The following is a 15,848-nucleotide window of genomic DNA, read 5'->3' as shown; positions in this document are numbered from 1 at the left end:
CGTGCCATGGTCAGTCCGCGTCGAGAACGGCCGGCTCGACCACGCCGGCGCGTTCGGAGATCACCCGATATTGCTCCGGCCGCCGATGGGCGGCGAAGTTGAACATCTTGTCCTTGCCCTGGCGGCAGAGGTCGAGGTCGATGTCGGCGACGATCACTTCGTCGGTCAGCGTCGCAGCCTGCGCGACGATGCGGCCATTGGGATCGACGATGCAGGAGCCGCCGATCAGCCCGGAGCCGTCCTCCTCGCCCGCCTTCGCCACCGAGATCGCCCAGGTCGCGTTCATGTAGGCGTTGGCCTGCGTCACCAGCGTCGAGTGGAAGGTGCGCAAGGACGCGTCTTCGGTGACGCCGCCGTTGGGATCATAGGCCGCCGAATTGTAGCCGATGCAGACGAGCTCGACGCCTTGCAGGCCGAGCACGCGCCAGGATTCCGGCCAGCGGCGATCGTTGCAGATCATCATGCCCATGATCGCGTGGGCCCAGGCCGAGCCCGCGCGGAAGGCGGGGAAGCCGAGATCGCCATATTCGAAATAGCGCTTCTCGAGCTGCTGGTAGCGCGCGCCCGGACGCGGCTCGACAGAGCCCGGCAGATGCACTTTGCGATAGCGGCCGAGCAGCTCGCCGTCCCGATCGACCAGGATGGCGCAGTTGTAGCGGCGGCCATCCTGGGTCAGCTCGGCATAACCGACATAGAAGCCGACGCGCAGCGCGCGTGCACGGTCGAACAGCTTCGCCACGGCCGGGTTCGGCATGCCGCGCTCGAAATAGTGGTCGAGCGCTTCGCCTTCGAGCAGCCAGCGCGGAAAGAAGGTGGTGAAAGCAAGCTCGGGAAAGACCACGAGGCTGGCACCGCGGCCCGCCGCCCCCTCCAGCAGGTCGAGCATTCGCCCAAGCGTATGCTCGCGCGTATCGGCTTTTTGCGTCGGCCCCATCTGTGCGGCGGCGGCGCGAAGGACACGAACCAAGATTGCCTCCAATCTGTGCGCAGTGCTGCCTCAATGGGCGAATGAACCCTTTGATGCGACGTACAAATCCGCTTCCATTACGCGGAAGCAGGGCTACAAAATCAATTCGTTCTGCTATGATGTTTTGGCCCAGAGTATAACCGGCAGTGATATGAACCTGCGTCAGCTCGAGATTCTGCGTGCCGTCATCCGCCATCGCACCACGGTTGCGGCCGCGGACGAACTGGCGCTGTCGCAGCCCGCGGTCAGCAACGCGCTGAAGACGATGGAAGCGCAGGCGGGCTTCGCGCTGTTCGAGCGCGTCAACAACCGGCTGTTTCCGACCGCGGAGGCGATGGCGCTCTACAAGGAGAGCGACGCGATCTTCGCGCTGCACGCCAAGCTCGAAAACCGCGTGCGCGATCTGCGCGAGAACCGCTCCGGCCATCTCGCGATCGTGGCAACGCCGCCGCTCGCCTACAGCATCATCCCCTCCGCGCTGTCGGGCTTCCTGCGCCGCCGCCCGGAAACGCGCGTGTTCTTCGACGTGCGGCGGTACGAAGGCATCATCGAAGGCGTGCTAAGCCGCGTCGCCGAGCTCGGCTTTGCGCTCGGGCTGACGCATCATCCCGGCATCGCGCATGAGGTGGTGCACACCGGCGAGATGGTGTGCGTGCTGCCGCCGCAGCATCCGCTCGCCGACAGGCCGGTGATCTCGGCCCCTGATCTCTCCGGCTTGCCCTTTATCGGGCTCGAGCGCGGCACGCGCCTGGGTGAGGCCGTACGCGACAGCTTTGCCCGCGCCGGTGCGCCGTTCCGGCCGACCGTCGAGGTACGTTATTGCAATACGGCATGCGTGCTCGCCGCCGCCGGCGTCGGCGCCGCGGTGGTCGATCCCTTCTCGCCGCGGCAGAACGACGGCAGCGGCCTCGTCGTGCGGCCGTTCACCCCGACGACGCACGCCGTCGCCTATATGCTATGGTCGGAAGCCGAGCCGCTGTCGCGTCTGGCCAAGGCGTTTCTCAACGAGGTTCGGAAAGAGAGCGCGCTGCTGGAGCGCACAGCGCCACACCAGCAACATGGTGCAGGAAGCGACGGAGCTTAATCTTTTACCAGAGGGCACATGGCACGCATCACCATCATCGAGACCGGACAAGTCCCGCAGAAATATCGCGAACGCCACGGCTCGTTTCCCGACATGTTCGAACGCATGGTCCGCGCTGAAGATCCGACGGCCACGGTCGACGTCGTCAGCATCCCCAATGGCGATACGCTTCCCGATCCGCGCAACCTGGAGGCCGTGCTGATCACCGGCGCGGCCGCCGGCGTCTATGACGGGCTCGACTGGATCGCGCAGCTGGAAGATTTCGTGCGCACGGCTTACGCCCACAAGACGCCGATGGTCGGCGTCTGCTTCGGCCATCAACTGATCGCGCAGGCGCTCGGCGGCACCGTGCGCAAATCAGAGAAGGGCTGGGGCATCGGCCGGCACGTCTATCAGGTGCTGCCGGACAACGGCGTCGTCGAAGGCGAAGCGGTCGCCATCGCCTGCTCGCATCAGGATCAGGTGATTGAGCCGCCAAACGATGCGCTGACGATCCTCTCGTCCGAATTCACCCCGCATGCCGGCCTGCTCTACACCAACGGCACCACGCTGACCGTGCAGCCGCATCCGGAATTCGACGTGGAGTTCGCGCAAGTCTGCTGCGAGCTGCGCGACGGCAGGGCGCCGGACGATGTCGTTGCCACGGCGAGGGCATCGCTGGCGGAGCCGATGGACCACGCCAAGCTCGGTGGGGCGATTACGAGGTTCTTGGCGCGGCGCACGGACCCTTAATTCACGATGCTCGCCGCGCGGACCTCTTCCCTTCTCCCCTTGTGGGAGAAGGTGGCGCGAAGCGCCGGATGAGGGGTTGCATCCGCGGAATTCAGACGCATGAGAGTCGCACACGCGGAGAGAGACCCCTCACCCGTCTCGCCGCTACGCGGCGAGCCACCCTCTCCCACAAGGGGCGAGGGAAAGCAGCGCCACCTGCGAGACGTTTTAGAACGGGCTCTCCCCCAGCTCCGCCACATCCTGTGGCCTCGGCCCCGGCGCCGGCCAGTGAAACCGGCGATCCTTCTCGGCAATCATGATGTCGTTGATCGACGCCTCGCGCCGCCTCATCAAGCCGTGCTCGTCGAACTCCCACTGCTCGTTGCCGTAGGAGCGATACCACTGGCCGTCCGCATCGTGCCATTCATATTGGAAGCGCACCGCGATGCGGCTCTCGTCGAAGGCCCAGAGATCCTTGATCAGGCGGTAGTCGTGCTCCTTCTCCCATTTGCGGGTGAGAAACGCGACGATGGCTTCGCGACCCTGAAAAACCTCGGAGCGATTGCGCCAGCGGCTGTCCTCGGTATAGGCGAGCGAGACGCGCACCGGGTCGCGCGAATTCCAGGCGTCCTCGGCCATGCGGGCCTTCTGCGCGGCGGTCTCACGGGTGAAGGGTGGAAGCGGCGGGCGCGACATGAGGGCCTCATCGATTGGGAGGAGCGCAAATTTAACGCCGCATGCGATGGAGTCGATAGGCGATCCGCTATCGGGCAATCACGAAATCAGATCGGCCTTCATCAGGGTGCGGATCGATTTCGGGATCGGCTGGGCGCGGCCGCCGCTGATGAAGGCGACGCGCACCTCGGCTTTCACCAGCACCTCCTCAGCCCGACGCACCTCCTGCGCCAGCATGATGGAGGCGCCCTTCACCGCGATCGGCCAGGTCACGACGTCGAGCACGTCGTCCATCCGCGCGGGCTTGAGGAAATCCAGATGCATCGAGCGCACCACGAAGGCGAAGCCGACATCTTCCGTCGCGGGCTGTTCAAACAGCGCCTGCTGCTCGGCGCCCATCAGCCGTAGATGGTTGGTGCGCCCACGCTCCATGAAGCGCAGGTAATTGGCGTGATAGACGATGCCGGAAAACACTGGTTTGACGATGTCGCAACAGAAGTTGAGCGGGTTGCTTTCATTGGGTCGCTGGACGGCTAAGGCGTGAATGAGGAGCAGATTTATCTATGCCCTTCCATAGCAAGCCGCAGCGCCTTTGGGATGCGCTGCGCTTTTCCGCCTGAGATAAACGCCACGCGTACACGCGCCCTGACTAAGAGATCGTCTGCGCGCCTGCACTCCTGCAGCAAGTCAATTGACGCTCCTCTCACCTCTTGCGGGAACGTGAGGACGTCAAGCACGTCGTCCAAGACTGCCGGCTTTAGAAAATCGATGGTCATCGAACGTACAACGAAGGTAAAGCCGGGCGCGTCGTTCCGCGCCTCTTGGAGCAGCGCGTGCTGATTGGTTCCGAGCAGGCGTAAGTAATTCGTTCTGCCGCGTTCCATGAAGCGTAAAAAACTCGCGTGATAAACAATTTGGCCGGAGTCCGTATCTTCAAAATAGACGCGGACCTGCATCAGATGGCGTCCATCGCGAATTTCGCCGTCGAGAAAGGCTGTCAAAGTGCGATATCCATTATTGCAGTTGCGAGAACCAATTATCTCGCACAGAGGCGCTTTTCTGGGCAAGCGCCAAAAGCCTTTGGCCTGGCTCCTGCAGTCGGCAATTCCAGCGCCCTGCCCTGTGAATGCGGGACGTACTTAGCCGGGGATCAATAGCGGGCCGCGTACGCCTTGCCACCCTGACGCAGCCCGACCCGGGCAGTGGATCGGTGGCAGCGTTGGTGCCCAGGGAGGGAATCATACGCAACCACCGACACGACGAACTGCTGTTTGTCCTTAGGATGGTGGCATGAGTACTTGTCGCGATGCCGGAGGTTCGCTCCATCGCGAAACCCACTATCGCGGGAGCCCTGTTTTGTTATTGGCGGGCAGCTGAGACATTCCGTGCGAGCGGGCTCGCTATCGTCAGGAGTACAACATCGTAGAAGATCATAGTTTGGCGCGCTGCGCCACGAGGGCCCGGCCTTCGAGGAACAACGCGGTGAACGACCGCCGCGTGTAGGGCCGCGCCGGATCTGTGATCTCGGCGAGATCCATGATGTCGGCCCAAAGCCTGTCAGCATCGAGCGGCAGGTTCGATATCGTCACGACGGCGGACCGGTTCAGCTTGCGCGGAGCGGACTGACGAACCGCCCGTTGCCGGGCTCGGCGATCACCTTGCCGTCGGCGGCGACGCAGGTGCCCCGCAGATAGGTCTCGATCGGGCGGAATGGCAGCTCGATCCCGTCATAGGGGCTCCAGCCGACGAAATTATTGCCGCTCTCCGCCGCGCGGTAGCGATAGGGATCGCGCCGCATCAGCACGATGTCGGCGTCGCGACCGACCTCGAACGCGCCCTTGACATGGGTGATCCTGAACAGCGCCGCCGGGTTGAGCGCCAGCAGGCGCGCGGCGTGGGGTGAGCGGCAACCGGCGCTGATCGAGACCCTTCAACAGCAGGCCGTAGAGGGCTTCGAGGCCGGGAATGCCGGAGGCATTCTTGAGCATGTTCGGGTCGGTCTTGCGATCTTCCGACCAGCTCACGTGATCGGTCGAGACGATCGTGACATTGCCGGCGGCCAAATGATGCCAGAGCGCCTCGACCTCGCGTCGCGGGCGCAGCGGGGGATTGATCTTGGCCTTGCCGCCGAGACGGCGGACGTCGTTCTCCTCATCGAGGGTAAGATAATGAACGCAGGCCTCGATGGTGGCGCCGTGTCTCTGGGCACGATAGGCAGCGGCAAGCTCGTAGCCACGCCCGATCGAGCAGTGCACGATATGCACCGGGCAGCCGGCGGCAGCGCCAAGCTCGTAGACCTCAACGGTCGCCAAAGCCTCGGTGACCGGCGGCCGCGACAATCCCTGCGCGGTGTAATCGGTGATCCCCTTGGCCTCGACCTCGGCCATGAAGGCGCGCACCATCTCGTCGTTCTCATTGTGGATGCCGGCCATCAGGCCGCGTTTTCCCACAGCGGCAAAGCACGCATAGAGCGTCTGCGGCGGGATCCGCGGAAACCGGGTCGGATGGGTGCCGAAGGTCGAAAACTTGAAGGCCGCCGCGCCCGCATCGACCAGTTCATCGACCCTCGCCGCGCCCTCGGCCGGATCGATTGTCGCATATAGCGCAAAATCGACCCGCGCCTGGGCGCCTGCTTCCTTGACCTTGGTGCGGAAGCGACACCACCGGCCGCAGCGCTCCGCGTCGACCACACGAAATCCTCCTGCCCGCACTGGCTGCGGCTGTGCACCTGGGCGTCGATCGCACCCGGCAGAACCAGAAAGCCTGGGCCCCCATGCGTCTCGCCTGCCGGCGCCGTGCCGGCGCCGACGGCCTGCACCTTGCCGTCGCCGACTAGAACATAACCGTTCTCGATCACCCGGTCTGGAAGAACAATCGCACCCGTGAAAACGCTGTCAGCCATGGTTCTCTTATTAATCGATGTTTCGGCTCCCGCAACGTTAGTTGAAGGCCGCAAGCGCGACCAATCCGGATCGGCCGAAGCCGCCGATAGGAAAAACCAAATGCGAAGAGCATCGTGATCGGTGCCTGTGACGACCATTTGCTGCCGCGGCTCTGGGCAAGCGAGGCCAAAATCTCGGCAGCGATCCCGGCTTGCCCATCCGGGCGGCTTCAATTATGTATAGACATGTTCGGAGGATCGTCGGCATGAATGATCGGGCACTCGTCTTCGACGGGATCGGACAGGACTTTCCATCGCCGGGGCAGCGGAACAAGGTCCGCGTGCTCGATGGCATCAGTTTCGACGTCGAGCACGGCAAATTTGTCGCCGTGATCGGTCCGAGCGGCTGCGGCAAGAGCACGCTGCTTCAGATGGCCGCCGGCCTCTTAATGCCGACCCGCGGCGCAGTTCATCACCGCGGCCGCAAAATTTGTGCGATCAACACCGAAGTCGGCTTCGTGCCGCAGCAGGCCCAGCTGTTTCCTTGGAAGACCCTTGCCGAGAACGTCGAACTGCCGCTGCTGCTGCGCGGCGTCGCGTCCGACGAACGGCGCGAGCGCGTCGCTAGCGCGCTCAACTCGGTCGGTCTCAAGGGCTTTGAGCAACATTTTCCGAGTCAGCTCTCGGGCGGCATGCAGAAGCGCGGCTCGATCGCGCGCACGCTGGTCTATCGTCCGGATATTATCTTGATGGACGAGCCGTTCGGAGCGCTCGACGCGCAGACCCGCATGGTGATGCAGAGCGATCTGCAGGCGCTGTCGATGGAGGCTGGCGCAACCGTGATTTTCGTGACCCACGACATCACTGAGGCGGTTCTGCTGGCCGACCATGTCGTGGTGCTGAGCCAGCGGCCGTCGCGCCTGCTCGCCAATATCCCGATCGATCTGCCGCGGCCGCGCAACATGTTCGAACCGTTCCGCAATTCAGGCTTCGAGGCCGCCTACGACGCAGTCTGGACCGAGTTCCGCTCGCAGCTCGATACCGGACGCGTTCATTGAAGGAGGGCAAGCCGATGACCGACACGGCGTACGGCACCCCAGCCGGCGACGCTACTGCGCGCGGAGGTCTTGCCGCGATCGCAGCAAGACCGCTGCAATGGCTGCTGAAGCTTTTGCCTGGAATTGCGTTGCTGTTGTTCTGGCAGTGGGCATCCGGCCGGCTGATCAAGGAGATCTATGTCAGCAAGCCGACGGCCGTTGCCGAGCGCCTTTATGAGCTGTTCGCGTCAGGTGAGATCTATCCGCATCTATGGACGACCGGTCAGGAGCTCGTGTTCGGCTACGTCATCGGCGTGGCCGGCGGGGTCGTCGGCGGCTATGCGCTCGGCCGCTCGCCGCGGCTTTCGCGAATCTTCGAACCCTATGTGATGGCGTTCTACGGCATTCCCAAGATCGCGCTGGCCCCGCTCTTCATCATCTGGTTCGGGATCGGGATGGGATCGAAGATCGCGCTCGCCGCGATCATGGTGTTCTTCCTGGTCTTCTACAACGTGTTCGCCGGCGTGCGCAACGTCGATCGCGAGCTCGTCAACCTCACGCTGATCATGGGCGCGAACCAGCGTCAGCTCACCTGGCATGTGTTCCTCCCGGCCGCTGCGCCGTATGTGATGCTCGGCATGCGGCTTGCAATCCCCTACAGCGTGATCGGCGTGATCGTCGGCGAGTTCACCTCGTCCGCGCAAGGTCTCGGCTTGTTCATCCACGAGGCCTCGTCGACCTATGATCCGGCCGGCGTGTTCGCGGGTATCGTCATCCTGCTTGCATTCGTCACCGTCGCTAACATCCTTGCGGGTCGCCTGGAGCGTCGGCTGCTGCGTTGGCGCGCGCTGTCGGGCGCAGGTCCCGCCGACATCTGAACAATACGGGAGACCATCATGCGCAAAACCATGAATTTGGCGAGGCTAGCCATCGTCGGCGCCGCATTGGCGCTGCTCCCGGGGGCGGCGTTGGCGCAGCAGGTGGTGCGGATCGGTCTCGGCGCACCAACCTTGAGCTTCCTGCCGATCTGGTCGGCGCGGGCGCTCGATACATTCAAGTCGCAAGGACTGAACGCCACCGTGGTTGCGCTTCCCGGCGGCGATCCTTCGGCGCTGGCGGCGCTCGATGCCGGCGACATCGAGCTTGCCGCGGTCGGCCCCGACGCGACGCTGCGCGCCGTGGCGAAGGGCCAGCCATTCCAGATGGTTTATTCGCTGATGTCGAAGGTCACGCTTCAGCTCACCGTCTCGAAGGGCCTCGTGGACCGTACCGGCGTGAAGCCGACCGATCCGCTCGAGAAGCGGATCGCGGCCCTCAAAGGCGGCCTGGTCGGCGCTACCGCGCTAGCCGGCGTGCAGGAGATCGCGGCGCGCTGGCTGGCCGGCAAAGGCGGGCTCGACCCGAAGGCGGATCTCAAGGTCGCACAGGTTGGAAATCCGACCGCCATCCAGGCCGCGATGGAAGCAAAGCGGATCGACGGCTTCCTGCTGTCGCCGCCGGAAGGTTTTCTGGCCGAAAAGGCAGGCACCGGCGTCGTGCTGGTGTCGCTTGGCGACGACTTTCCGCTGCTCGCCAACCAGCCCTATCTCGTGCTTGTCGCTAAGAAGCCGATCAGCGCCGCGACCGCCGACCTCATCACCAAAACGGCCAAGGCCCTGCAGCAGGCCAGCGCCGCGACGGTCAGCAAGCCGGACGAGACCGCCAAGGCAATCCACAAGCAATACTTCCCTAAGGCAGATCCGCAGGCGATTGCGGCCGCGGTGAAAGCCATGAGCAGCGGCGTCACCGACGGCGGCAGGATCGACGTCAAGGGCATGGAGAACGCGCTGACCTTCGCCAATGAAGTCGGCACCAATTTCGGCAAGGAGTTCGATGCCAAGGCGTCTGAGGACGATCTGTGGACCAACCGTTACGTCGATGCCGCCAAGGCGAAGTAACAAAAGGATGCGTCGATAGCACCTAAGCCTGACCACTCGGCGTAAATCGCGCGACCAGGTCGTAGAGATCGGCGGGATGGGTGAAGCGCACCGCGGTGATCGGCTCGCCGCTGCGCCAGGTCCATCGCTCGATGACGAGGCAGGCTGCCCCGACCTCGACGGAAAGTTCGGCGGCAATCGTCGCGTCGGCATTGCGCGCCGAAATGCGATGCTCGGCTTCGGTCCACGGCACATGGTCGACCAGCCAGGTGCTCGGCGACACCTGCGAAAAATCCTGCGTCGCGGCATCCGGCACCGCGTTGAGGTTGAGCAGCCTGTCCTCAAGTGCAAACGGTTGGCCCGCGGCATCGTGACGGCAGCGCAACGCGATGATGGGTTCGCGGAGGTGAACCTCGAGCCGACCCCTGTCGTCCCGCGTTGCGCCACGCTGCTGGCGCTCCAGCAGTTCGTAGCCGTATTGTTCGCCGCGATTCTCGACCTCCGCCTTGAGATCGGGAATCTGCAGCACGGCGGAATGCACCTTCGGGCGCGCGACGAAGCTGCCGGCGCGGCGCCGGCGTTCGACGAGGCCAGAAGCCGCCAGCGCCGAAAGCACCTTGTTTGCGGTCATCCGCGCACAGGAATAGGTGCTCATCAGCTCGTGTTCAAACGGCAGACGGTAGCCGGGCGGCCATTCGCCTGACAGAATGCGCCCCTCGATGTCGTTGCGCATGCGTTGATGGAGGGTGCCGCCGGTGGACGCTCTCCGTTTCAATGGCGATGTCATTCTGTCAGCAAGCCCTCAAGTCGCCGGCGGAAGGCGGCCGCGACCGACTCCGCCCGGTGATGCCTGCCCTTTGTCACAACCTTGCGGCCCGATGTCCAGACACAGTCCACAAGCGGCCGCGAGCTGCCGAAGATCCAGCCATCGAGGATCGCATCACCGGACCGGCCGGCAAGCAAGAGGCTCTCTGCATCGAGGCTGACGATGTCCGCGGCAAGTCCTGGCGCAATCCCGCCGCCAATGCCGAGCGCCTGCGCGCCACCGGCCAGTGCGCCATCGAACAGCGCACGGCCACTCGATGCGGCTTGCGGCGTCGCCATCACGTTGCGCGCGCGCCGCGCCAGGCGCTGCGAGTATTCCAACTGGCGCAGTTCGTCGGCCGCGCCAATCAGGACGTTGGAGTCCGATCCGACGCCGAACCGGCCGCCGGCTGCGCAAAACCCTGGCCCGTCGAAGATGCCGTCGCCGAGATTGGCTTCGGTTACCGGACAGAGCCCGGCGATCGCGCCCGTCCTCGCCATGGCGCGACTTTCCGCATCCGTCATGTGCGTGGCATGGACCAGGCACCAGTTTTGGTCGACCGGGGCATGATCGAGCAGCCACTCGACCGGACGCGCCCCGCTCCAGGCGACGCAGTCGTCCACCTCTTTGGTCTGCTCCGCGATGTGGATATGAATCGGTCCGCCGGCGCCAAGCGGCACCAGCGCAGCCAGCTCGTCGGGCGTGATCGCACGCAGCGAGTGCGGCGCGATGCCGATATTGGCGCAGTCGCATCCGCCGATGGCGCGACGACCGCCTTCGACCAGCCGGGCGAACCGATCGACGCTGTTGAGGAAGCGCCGCTGCCCCGGATCGGCCGTGCGGCCGCCAAATCCGCCATGGGCGTAGAAAACCGGCAGCAAAGTCAGGCCGATGCCGCTCGCCTGCGCGGCCGCGGCGATGCGTCCGGCCAACTCGGCGATATCGTCATAGGCCGCGCCCGAGCGATCGTGATGGACATAATGAAACTCGCCGACCCGCGTGAAGCCGGCCTCGAGCATCTCGACATAAGCCTGCGCCGTGATCGCCTCGACGTCGTCGGGCGTCATGCGGTCGACGAACCGGTACATCAGTTCGCGCCAGGTCCAGAAACTGTCGGACGAGGCGCCGCGGAGCTCGGTGAGCCCGGCCATGCCTCGCTGAAAGCCGTGACTGTGCAGATTGGGCAGTCCCGGCAATCCGACCGAATGGCGTTCATCGGCGTCTTCCACCACCACACCGGCCATGACACGGGCGATGTTCCCGCCTTCGCTCGACACCAGCACGTCGCGCGACCATCCGCCAGGCAACAGGGCCTGCTTGAAATGCAGCTTGGGCAATTGACCCTCCGTGGTCGGTGCCGCTGGACAACACCCGTCTCGGTGTAATATGTATAGACAAATAAGACCTCCCTGCCAAGCGGCCGACGGAGCGATGACGGGCTTCCAGTATCATGACAGTCGCTGATCGGATCTGGCATCAATGCCGGCTTGCCACGCTTTCTCCTCGACGCGCGGGCCTCGGCATTGTCGAGGACGGCGTGATCGCCGCGAGGGACGGGATCATCGTCTACGCCGGTCCGAGGGCGGACGCGCCGACCGGCCTCATAGCTGCCGAGAGCATCGACTGCGACGGTCGCTGGATCACGCCGGGCCTAATCGACTGCCACACCCATCTCGTTTATGGCGGCACCCGTGCCGAGGAATTCGAGCTGAGGCTCGCGGGCGCCAGCTATGAGGAGATTGCTCGGCGGGGCGGCGGCATCGTGTCGACGGTGAAAGCGACGCGGGCTGCCGGCGAGGACGATCTCGTCTCCGCCGCGCAACGCCGCCTCGACGCACTGCTCGCCGAAGGCGCCACCACCATCAAGATCAAATCGGGCTACGGACTGGAGCTTGCGACCGAGCGCCGCCAGCTTCGCGCCGCGCGCAGGCTGGCGCAAGTCAATCCGGTCACGGTGCGAACCACATTCCTCGGCGCCCATGCGCTGCCGCCGGAGCGCACCGGCGATTCCCCCGCCTACATCGCTGATGTCTGCGAAATGATTCCGGTGCTCGCGGCCGAAGGCCTGGTCGACGCCGTCGACGCCTTCTGCGAGACGATCGCCTTCTCGGTGGACGAAACCGCGCAGGTCTTTTCCTGCGCGCGCCGGCACAACCTTCCCGTCAAGCTGCATGCCGATCAACTGTCCACTCTCGGCGGCGCCGCGCTCGCCGCGCGGTTCGGCGCGCTGTCTGCCGATCATTTGGAATATGCCGATGAAGATGGTGTCGCGGCGATGGCGCGCGCCGGCACGGTCGCCGTCGTGCTTCCCGGCGCCTATTATTTTCTGCGCGAGCGGCAGGCGCCACCGGTCGAGCTGATGCGCAGGCACGGCGTCCCGATTGCGCTCGCGACCGATAGCAATCCCGGCTCGTCGCCGCTGACCTCGCTGCTGCTGACCATGAACATGGGTGCAACGCTGTTTCGCCTGACGGTCGAGGAATGCCTCGCGGCGGTCACCCGCGAGGCTGCCCGTGCGCTCGGGCTGTCGGACGAGACCGGCAGCCTCGATGCCGGCAAGCGCTGCGACCTTGCGATCTGGGACGTCGAGCGCCCCGCCGAGCTGGTCTACCGGATCGGGTTCAATCCGCTGCACGCGCGGGTCTGGCGAGGCCAGACATGATCAGCACATTTCCTTCATCACTGGATCTCCTTCCATGACACGTATCGACAATGCCCGCATCATTCGCGCGCCGCGCGGCACTGAGCTTTCGGCGAAGAGCTGGCTGACCGAAGCGCCGCTGCGGATGCTGATGAACAATCTCGATCCGGACGTTGCGGAGCGGCCGAGCGAGCTCGTCGTCTATGGCGGCATCGGACGCGCCGCGCGCGACTGGGAAAGCTTTGACCGCATCGTCACGACGCTGCGCCGCCTCGAGGGTGACCAGACGCTGGCCGTGCAGTCCGGCAAGCCGGTTGGCGTGTTCCGCACCCATGCCGACGCGCCGCGCGTCCTGATCGCCAATTCCAACCTGGTGCCACATTGGGCGACGTGGGAACATTTCAACCTGCTCGATCGCAAGGGGCTGATGATGTACGGCCAGATGACGGCCGGCTCCTGGATCTATATCGGCAGCCAGGGCATCGTTCAGGGCACCTATGAGACCTTCGCCGAGCTCGGGCGCCGGCATTACGGCGGCAGCCTCGCCGGCAAGTGGATTCTCACCGCGGGGCTCGGCGGCATGGGCGGCGCGCAACCGCTCGCCGCGGTCATGGCAGGGGCATCATGCCTTGCCGTCGAATGCCAGCCCTCGCGCATCGAGATGCGGCTGCGCACCCGTTATCTCGACCGCCAGGCAAAGGACCTCGACGAGGCGCTCGCCATCATCGAGGAAGCGAGACGAACGCAAAAGCCAGTCTCGGTCGGATTGCTCGGCAATGCGGCGGAGATCTTCCCCGAACTGGTCCGGCGCGGACGACGGCCTGATGCCGTCACCGACCAGACCTCCGCGCACGATCCCGTCAATGGTTACCTGCCGAAAGGCTGGACCATCCATGACTGGCAATCGCGCCGGGAGAGCGATCCGAAAGCGGTCGATCGCGCCGCGCGCGCCTCGATGGCCGAGCATGTCCGCGCGATGCTCGATTTCCATCGCATGGGCATCCCCGTCGTCGACTACGGCAACAACATCCGCCAGATGGCGCTCGAGGAAGGCGTCAAGGACGCCTTCGACTTTCCCGGCTTCGTGCCGGCCTATATCCGCCCGCTGTTCTGCCGCGGCATCGGCCCGTTCCGCTGGGCGGCGCTGTCGGGCGATCCGGAGGACATCTATCGCACCGATGCCAAGGTCAAGGAGCTGATGCCCAACGATGCCACGCTGCATCATTGGCTCGACATGGCGCGCGAGCGGATTGCGTTCCAGGGTCTGCCTGCCCGCATTTGCTGGGTTGGCCTCGGCGATCGCCACCGGCTTGGCCTCGCCTTCAACGAGATGGTGGCGCGCGGCGAAGTGAAGGCCCCGATCGTGATCGGTCGCGACCATCTCGACTCTGGATCGGTCGCCTCGCCCAATCGCGAGACCGAGGCGATGCGCGACGGCTCCGACGCCGTGTCGGACTGGCCAATGCTGAACGCGCTGCTCAATTGCGCCGGCGGGGCGACCTGGGTGTCGTTGCATCATGGCGGCGGTGTCGGGATCGGCTACTCGCAGCATGCGGGCATGGCGATCGTCTGCGACGGCACGCCGGAGGCCGCACAGCGCGTCGCGCGGGTGCTGTGGAACGATCCGGCAAGCGGTGTGATGCGCCATGCCGACGCGGGCTACGAGCTCGCGATCGACTGCGCGCGCGCCAACGATCTCGACCTTCCGAGCCTCGGCTGAGGATGAATGCGCCGTGAAGATCATTCGCGCCGCCGATTGTCGTACCACACCCTGGAAGAATGGCGGCGGCGAAACCACCGAGATCGCAGTCGCCCCCGACAACGCTTCGCTTGACGATTTCGACTGGCGCATCAGCATGGCGCGGGTTGCTTCCGACGGGCCGTTCTCCGAATTCGCCGGCATCGACCGAAGCCTTGCCGTAACGACGGGCCGTGGACTTGCGCTGACGATCGGCGATGCTGCCGACGTCGAGCTCGATGGCACCTCGGAGCCTGTCCGGTTTGCCGGCGATACGCCGACCTCGGCGCGCCTGCTGGCCGGTCCGATTACTGATCTCAACGTGATGACGCGGCGCGGCCGGTTCGACCACCGCCTGCAGCGTCTCACCGCCGCCACGAAATGCGATTTCGGCGACCATGACATCGCCGCGATCGTCGCTGCCACGGGCGAGGTCAGTCTTTTCGCGCAGCAAGGCGCGGTGACCCTGATGCGCGGCGATGCCGCGGTGCTGACATCCGCAGCAGATGACCCCTGCCGGATCGAGCCGACGCCGGCGAGCGCATGCTACCTTGTGCTGCTTCGCAAAATCCGCGGTCAGGCCGGCTCGCCGTAACCGGCCGCGCGCGCCTCGGCATCCCAGCGCAGCATCAGCTGATAGTCATCCGTCTCAACCGGCGCAAAGCCGTCGAGACAAAGCCGATCCCTCAAATGGGTGCAGCCAGGCGCTTCGGCGAAGGTGGCAAGCGTGGCCTGCAATCTGGCCACGATGTCGTCGGGACAGCCGGGCGCGGCGACCAGAAACGGAACCGGCGCAGGATCGGTCGTCGCGACGATCCGGATCCGTGACTCGAGATCATCGTCGTGGCGCAACATCAGGTCCAGCGCGTAGCTGTCGAGCGGCCCGATGTCGATATCGCCAGCCTGCAACGCGTCGAGCACGCGGCGCAGCGTCGTCAGCGGCCCGACGCTCTCGCGATAGAGCTTTGCGCCGTGCCGCCGGTAATATGGCAGGAGGTGGTGCCGCAGTGCGTTGTAGCCGGAATGGGAATCCGCGACCGTGTACCCGATTCGGCCGCCGAACGTATCCTTGATGGTGTCGAAGCTGGAATCCGCGCGAACCAGCAGCCGTGTCGCGTAGACCGGGCGTCCGCGAACCGGCGCGCCGGTCGGAATTGGGGCCGCGACCGGCCGGGGCCGGCGCGCAGCCAGCATGAACGGATACCCGCACATGAACGCGCAGGCGAGATCGTCGCGCGACCACAGATCGGACAGTGGCAGCGGAAAGCCGTGGGCGATCACGTCGAGCTCGACGCTGGCCTCGCGCGCCAGCCAGCCGAACAACTCTGTCCAGGCGGCTGCCGCCTGCGGATTGACCGAGTACATCCGCGCATTGGCCACAAAGCGCATGTTC

At 65.0% G+C, this 15,848-nt stretch carries 16 protein-coding genes and 1 pseudogene; 8 read left to right on the top strand and 9 right to left on the bottom strand.

All coding sequences use genetic code 11. The features are described from left to right. Positions 1–10: 10 nt before the first annotated feature. Positions 11–967: an N-carbamoyl-D-amino-acid hydrolase gene (locus tag IVA80_RS28040; RefSeq protein ID WP_256467541.1), complete on the bottom strand. Its 957-nt coding sequence runs from the start codon at positions 965–967 to the stop codon at positions 11–13. Between the two features lie 151 nt (positions 968–1,118). On the opposite strand from IVA80_RS28040, the gene IVA80_RS28035 reads away from it, so the two are divergent. Continuing rightward, entirely contained in the window at positions 1,119–2,051 is a 933-nt protein-coding gene (locus IVA80_RS28035; protein WP_247437684.1) for a LysR family transcriptional regulator, read from the top strand. A gap of 18 nt (positions 2,052–2,069) precedes the next feature. Beyond that, a complete protein-coding gene (locus IVA80_RS28030; RefSeq protein ID WP_247437682.1) occupies positions 2,070–2,783 on the top strand; it encodes a type 1 glutamine amidotransferase in 714 nt (237 codons plus the stop codon). Positions 2,784–2,990: 207 nt separating this feature from the next. Here the strand turns inward: IVA80_RS28030 and IVA80_RS28025 are convergent, their stop codons facing one another. The 5 genes and pseudogenes from IVA80_RS28025 to IVA80_RS28005 form a co-directional block, all read right to left on the bottom strand. Next, positions 2,991–3,458, bottom strand: coding sequence for a nuclear transport factor 2 family protein (locus IVA80_RS28025; protein ID WP_247437679.1), 468 nt, complete (start codon positions 3,456–3,458; stop codon positions 2,991–2,993). A 78-nt stretch (positions 3,459–3,536) separates the two neighbouring features. Continuing rightward, on the bottom strand, positions 3,537–3,911 hold the full coding sequence (locus IVA80_RS28020; RefSeq protein ID WP_346348026.1) for a YbgC/FadM family acyl-CoA thioesterase: 375 nt from the start codon (positions 3,909–3,911) through the stop codon (positions 3,537–3,539). 83 nt (positions 3,912–3,994) lie between these two features. Then, positions 3,995–4,438, bottom strand: a complete 444-nt coding sequence (locus IVA80_RS28015; RefSeq protein WP_247437677.1) for a YbgC/FadM family acyl-CoA thioesterase — start codon at positions 4,436–4,438, stop codon at positions 3,995–3,997. 429 nt (positions 4,439–4,867) lie between these two features. After that, positions 4,868–5,026: a hypothetical protein gene (locus IVA80_RS28010; RefSeq protein WP_247437674.1), complete on the bottom strand. Its 159-nt coding sequence runs from the start codon at positions 5,024–5,026 to the stop codon at positions 4,868–4,870. A 14-nt stretch (positions 5,027–5,040) separates the two neighbouring features. Next, a pseudogene (locus IVA80_RS28005) lies at positions 5,041–6,339 on the bottom strand (dihydroorotase family protein). Between the two features lie 245 nt (positions 6,340–6,584). On the opposite strand from IVA80_RS28005, the gene IVA80_RS28000 reads away from it, so the two are divergent. The 3 genes from IVA80_RS28000 to IVA80_RS27990 are packed head-to-tail and all read left to right on the top strand — an operon-like array spanning position 6,585 to position 9,292. After that, the gene (locus tag IVA80_RS28000) at positions 6,585–7,376 is read left to right on the top strand and encodes an ABC transporter ATP-binding protein (protein ID WP_247437672.1); all 792 of its coding nucleotides are present in this window, start codon (positions 6,585–6,587) and stop codon (positions 7,374–7,376) included. A 14-nt stretch (positions 7,377–7,390) separates the two neighbouring features. After that, a complete protein-coding gene (locus tag IVA80_RS27995) occupies positions 7,391–8,233 on the top strand; it encodes an ABC transporter permease (RefSeq protein ID WP_247437670.1) in 843 nt (280 codons plus the stop codon). Between the two features lie 18 nt (positions 8,234–8,251). Continuing rightward, positions 8,252–9,292 (top strand): ABC transporter substrate-binding protein, encoded by a 1,041-nt coding sequence (locus IVA80_RS27990; RefSeq protein WP_247437667.1) that lies wholly within the window; start codon positions 8,252–8,254, stop codon positions 9,290–9,292. 22 nt (positions 9,293–9,314) lie between these two features. On the opposite strand, the gene hutC is transcribed toward IVA80_RS27990, so the two are convergent. After that, positions 9,315–10,058, bottom strand: a complete 744-nt coding sequence (gene hutC, locus IVA80_RS27985) for a histidine utilization repressor (RefSeq protein ID WP_256467540.1) — start codon at positions 10,056–10,058, stop codon at positions 9,315–9,317. Beyond that, entirely contained in the window at positions 10,055–11,413 is a 1,359-nt protein-coding gene (locus IVA80_RS27980) for a formimidoylglutamate deiminase (protein WP_247437664.1), read from the bottom strand. Before IVA80_RS27980 ends, hutC begins: the two co-directional genes overlap by 4 nt. Before the next feature lie 113 nt (positions 11,414–11,526). On the opposite strand from IVA80_RS27980, the gene hutI reads away from it, so the two are divergent. The 3 genes from hutI to IVA80_RS27965 are packed head-to-tail and all read left to right on the top strand — an operon-like array spanning position 11,527 to position 15,050. After that, the gene (gene hutI / locus IVA80_RS27975; protein ID WP_247437663.1) at positions 11,527–12,738 is read left to right on the top strand and encodes an imidazolonepropionase; all 1,212 of its coding nucleotides are present in this window, start codon (positions 11,527–11,529) and stop codon (positions 12,736–12,738) included. A gap of 34 nt (positions 12,739–12,772) precedes the next feature. Continuing rightward, complete coding sequence (hutU, locus tag IVA80_RS27970; protein ID WP_247437662.1) at positions 12,773–14,437, top strand: urocanate hydratase; 1,665 nt, start codon at positions 12,773–12,775, stop codon at positions 14,435–14,437. Positions 14,438–14,450: 13 nt separating this feature from the next. Next, positions 14,451–15,050, top strand: coding sequence for a HutD family protein (locus tag IVA80_RS27965; protein WP_247437661.1), 600 nt, complete (start codon positions 14,451–14,453; stop codon positions 15,048–15,050). Here the strand turns inward: IVA80_RS27965 and IVA80_RS27960 are convergent. Next, positions 15,032–15,844: a PhnD/SsuA/transferrin family substrate-binding protein gene (locus tag IVA80_RS27960; protein ID WP_247437660.1), complete on the bottom strand. Its 813-nt coding sequence runs from the start codon at positions 15,842–15,844 to the stop codon at positions 15,032–15,034. The genes IVA80_RS27965 and IVA80_RS27960 overlap by 19 nt on opposite strands. Positions 15,845–15,848 lie beyond the last annotated feature (4 nt).

It is taken from the genome of Bradyrhizobium sp. 139, from assembly GCF_023074175.1.
Classification (GTDB): domain Bacteria; phylum Pseudomonadota; class Alphaproteobacteria; order Rhizobiales; family Xanthobacteraceae; genus Bradyrhizobium.
This window is presented reverse-complemented; position numbering and strand designations above follow the sequence as displayed.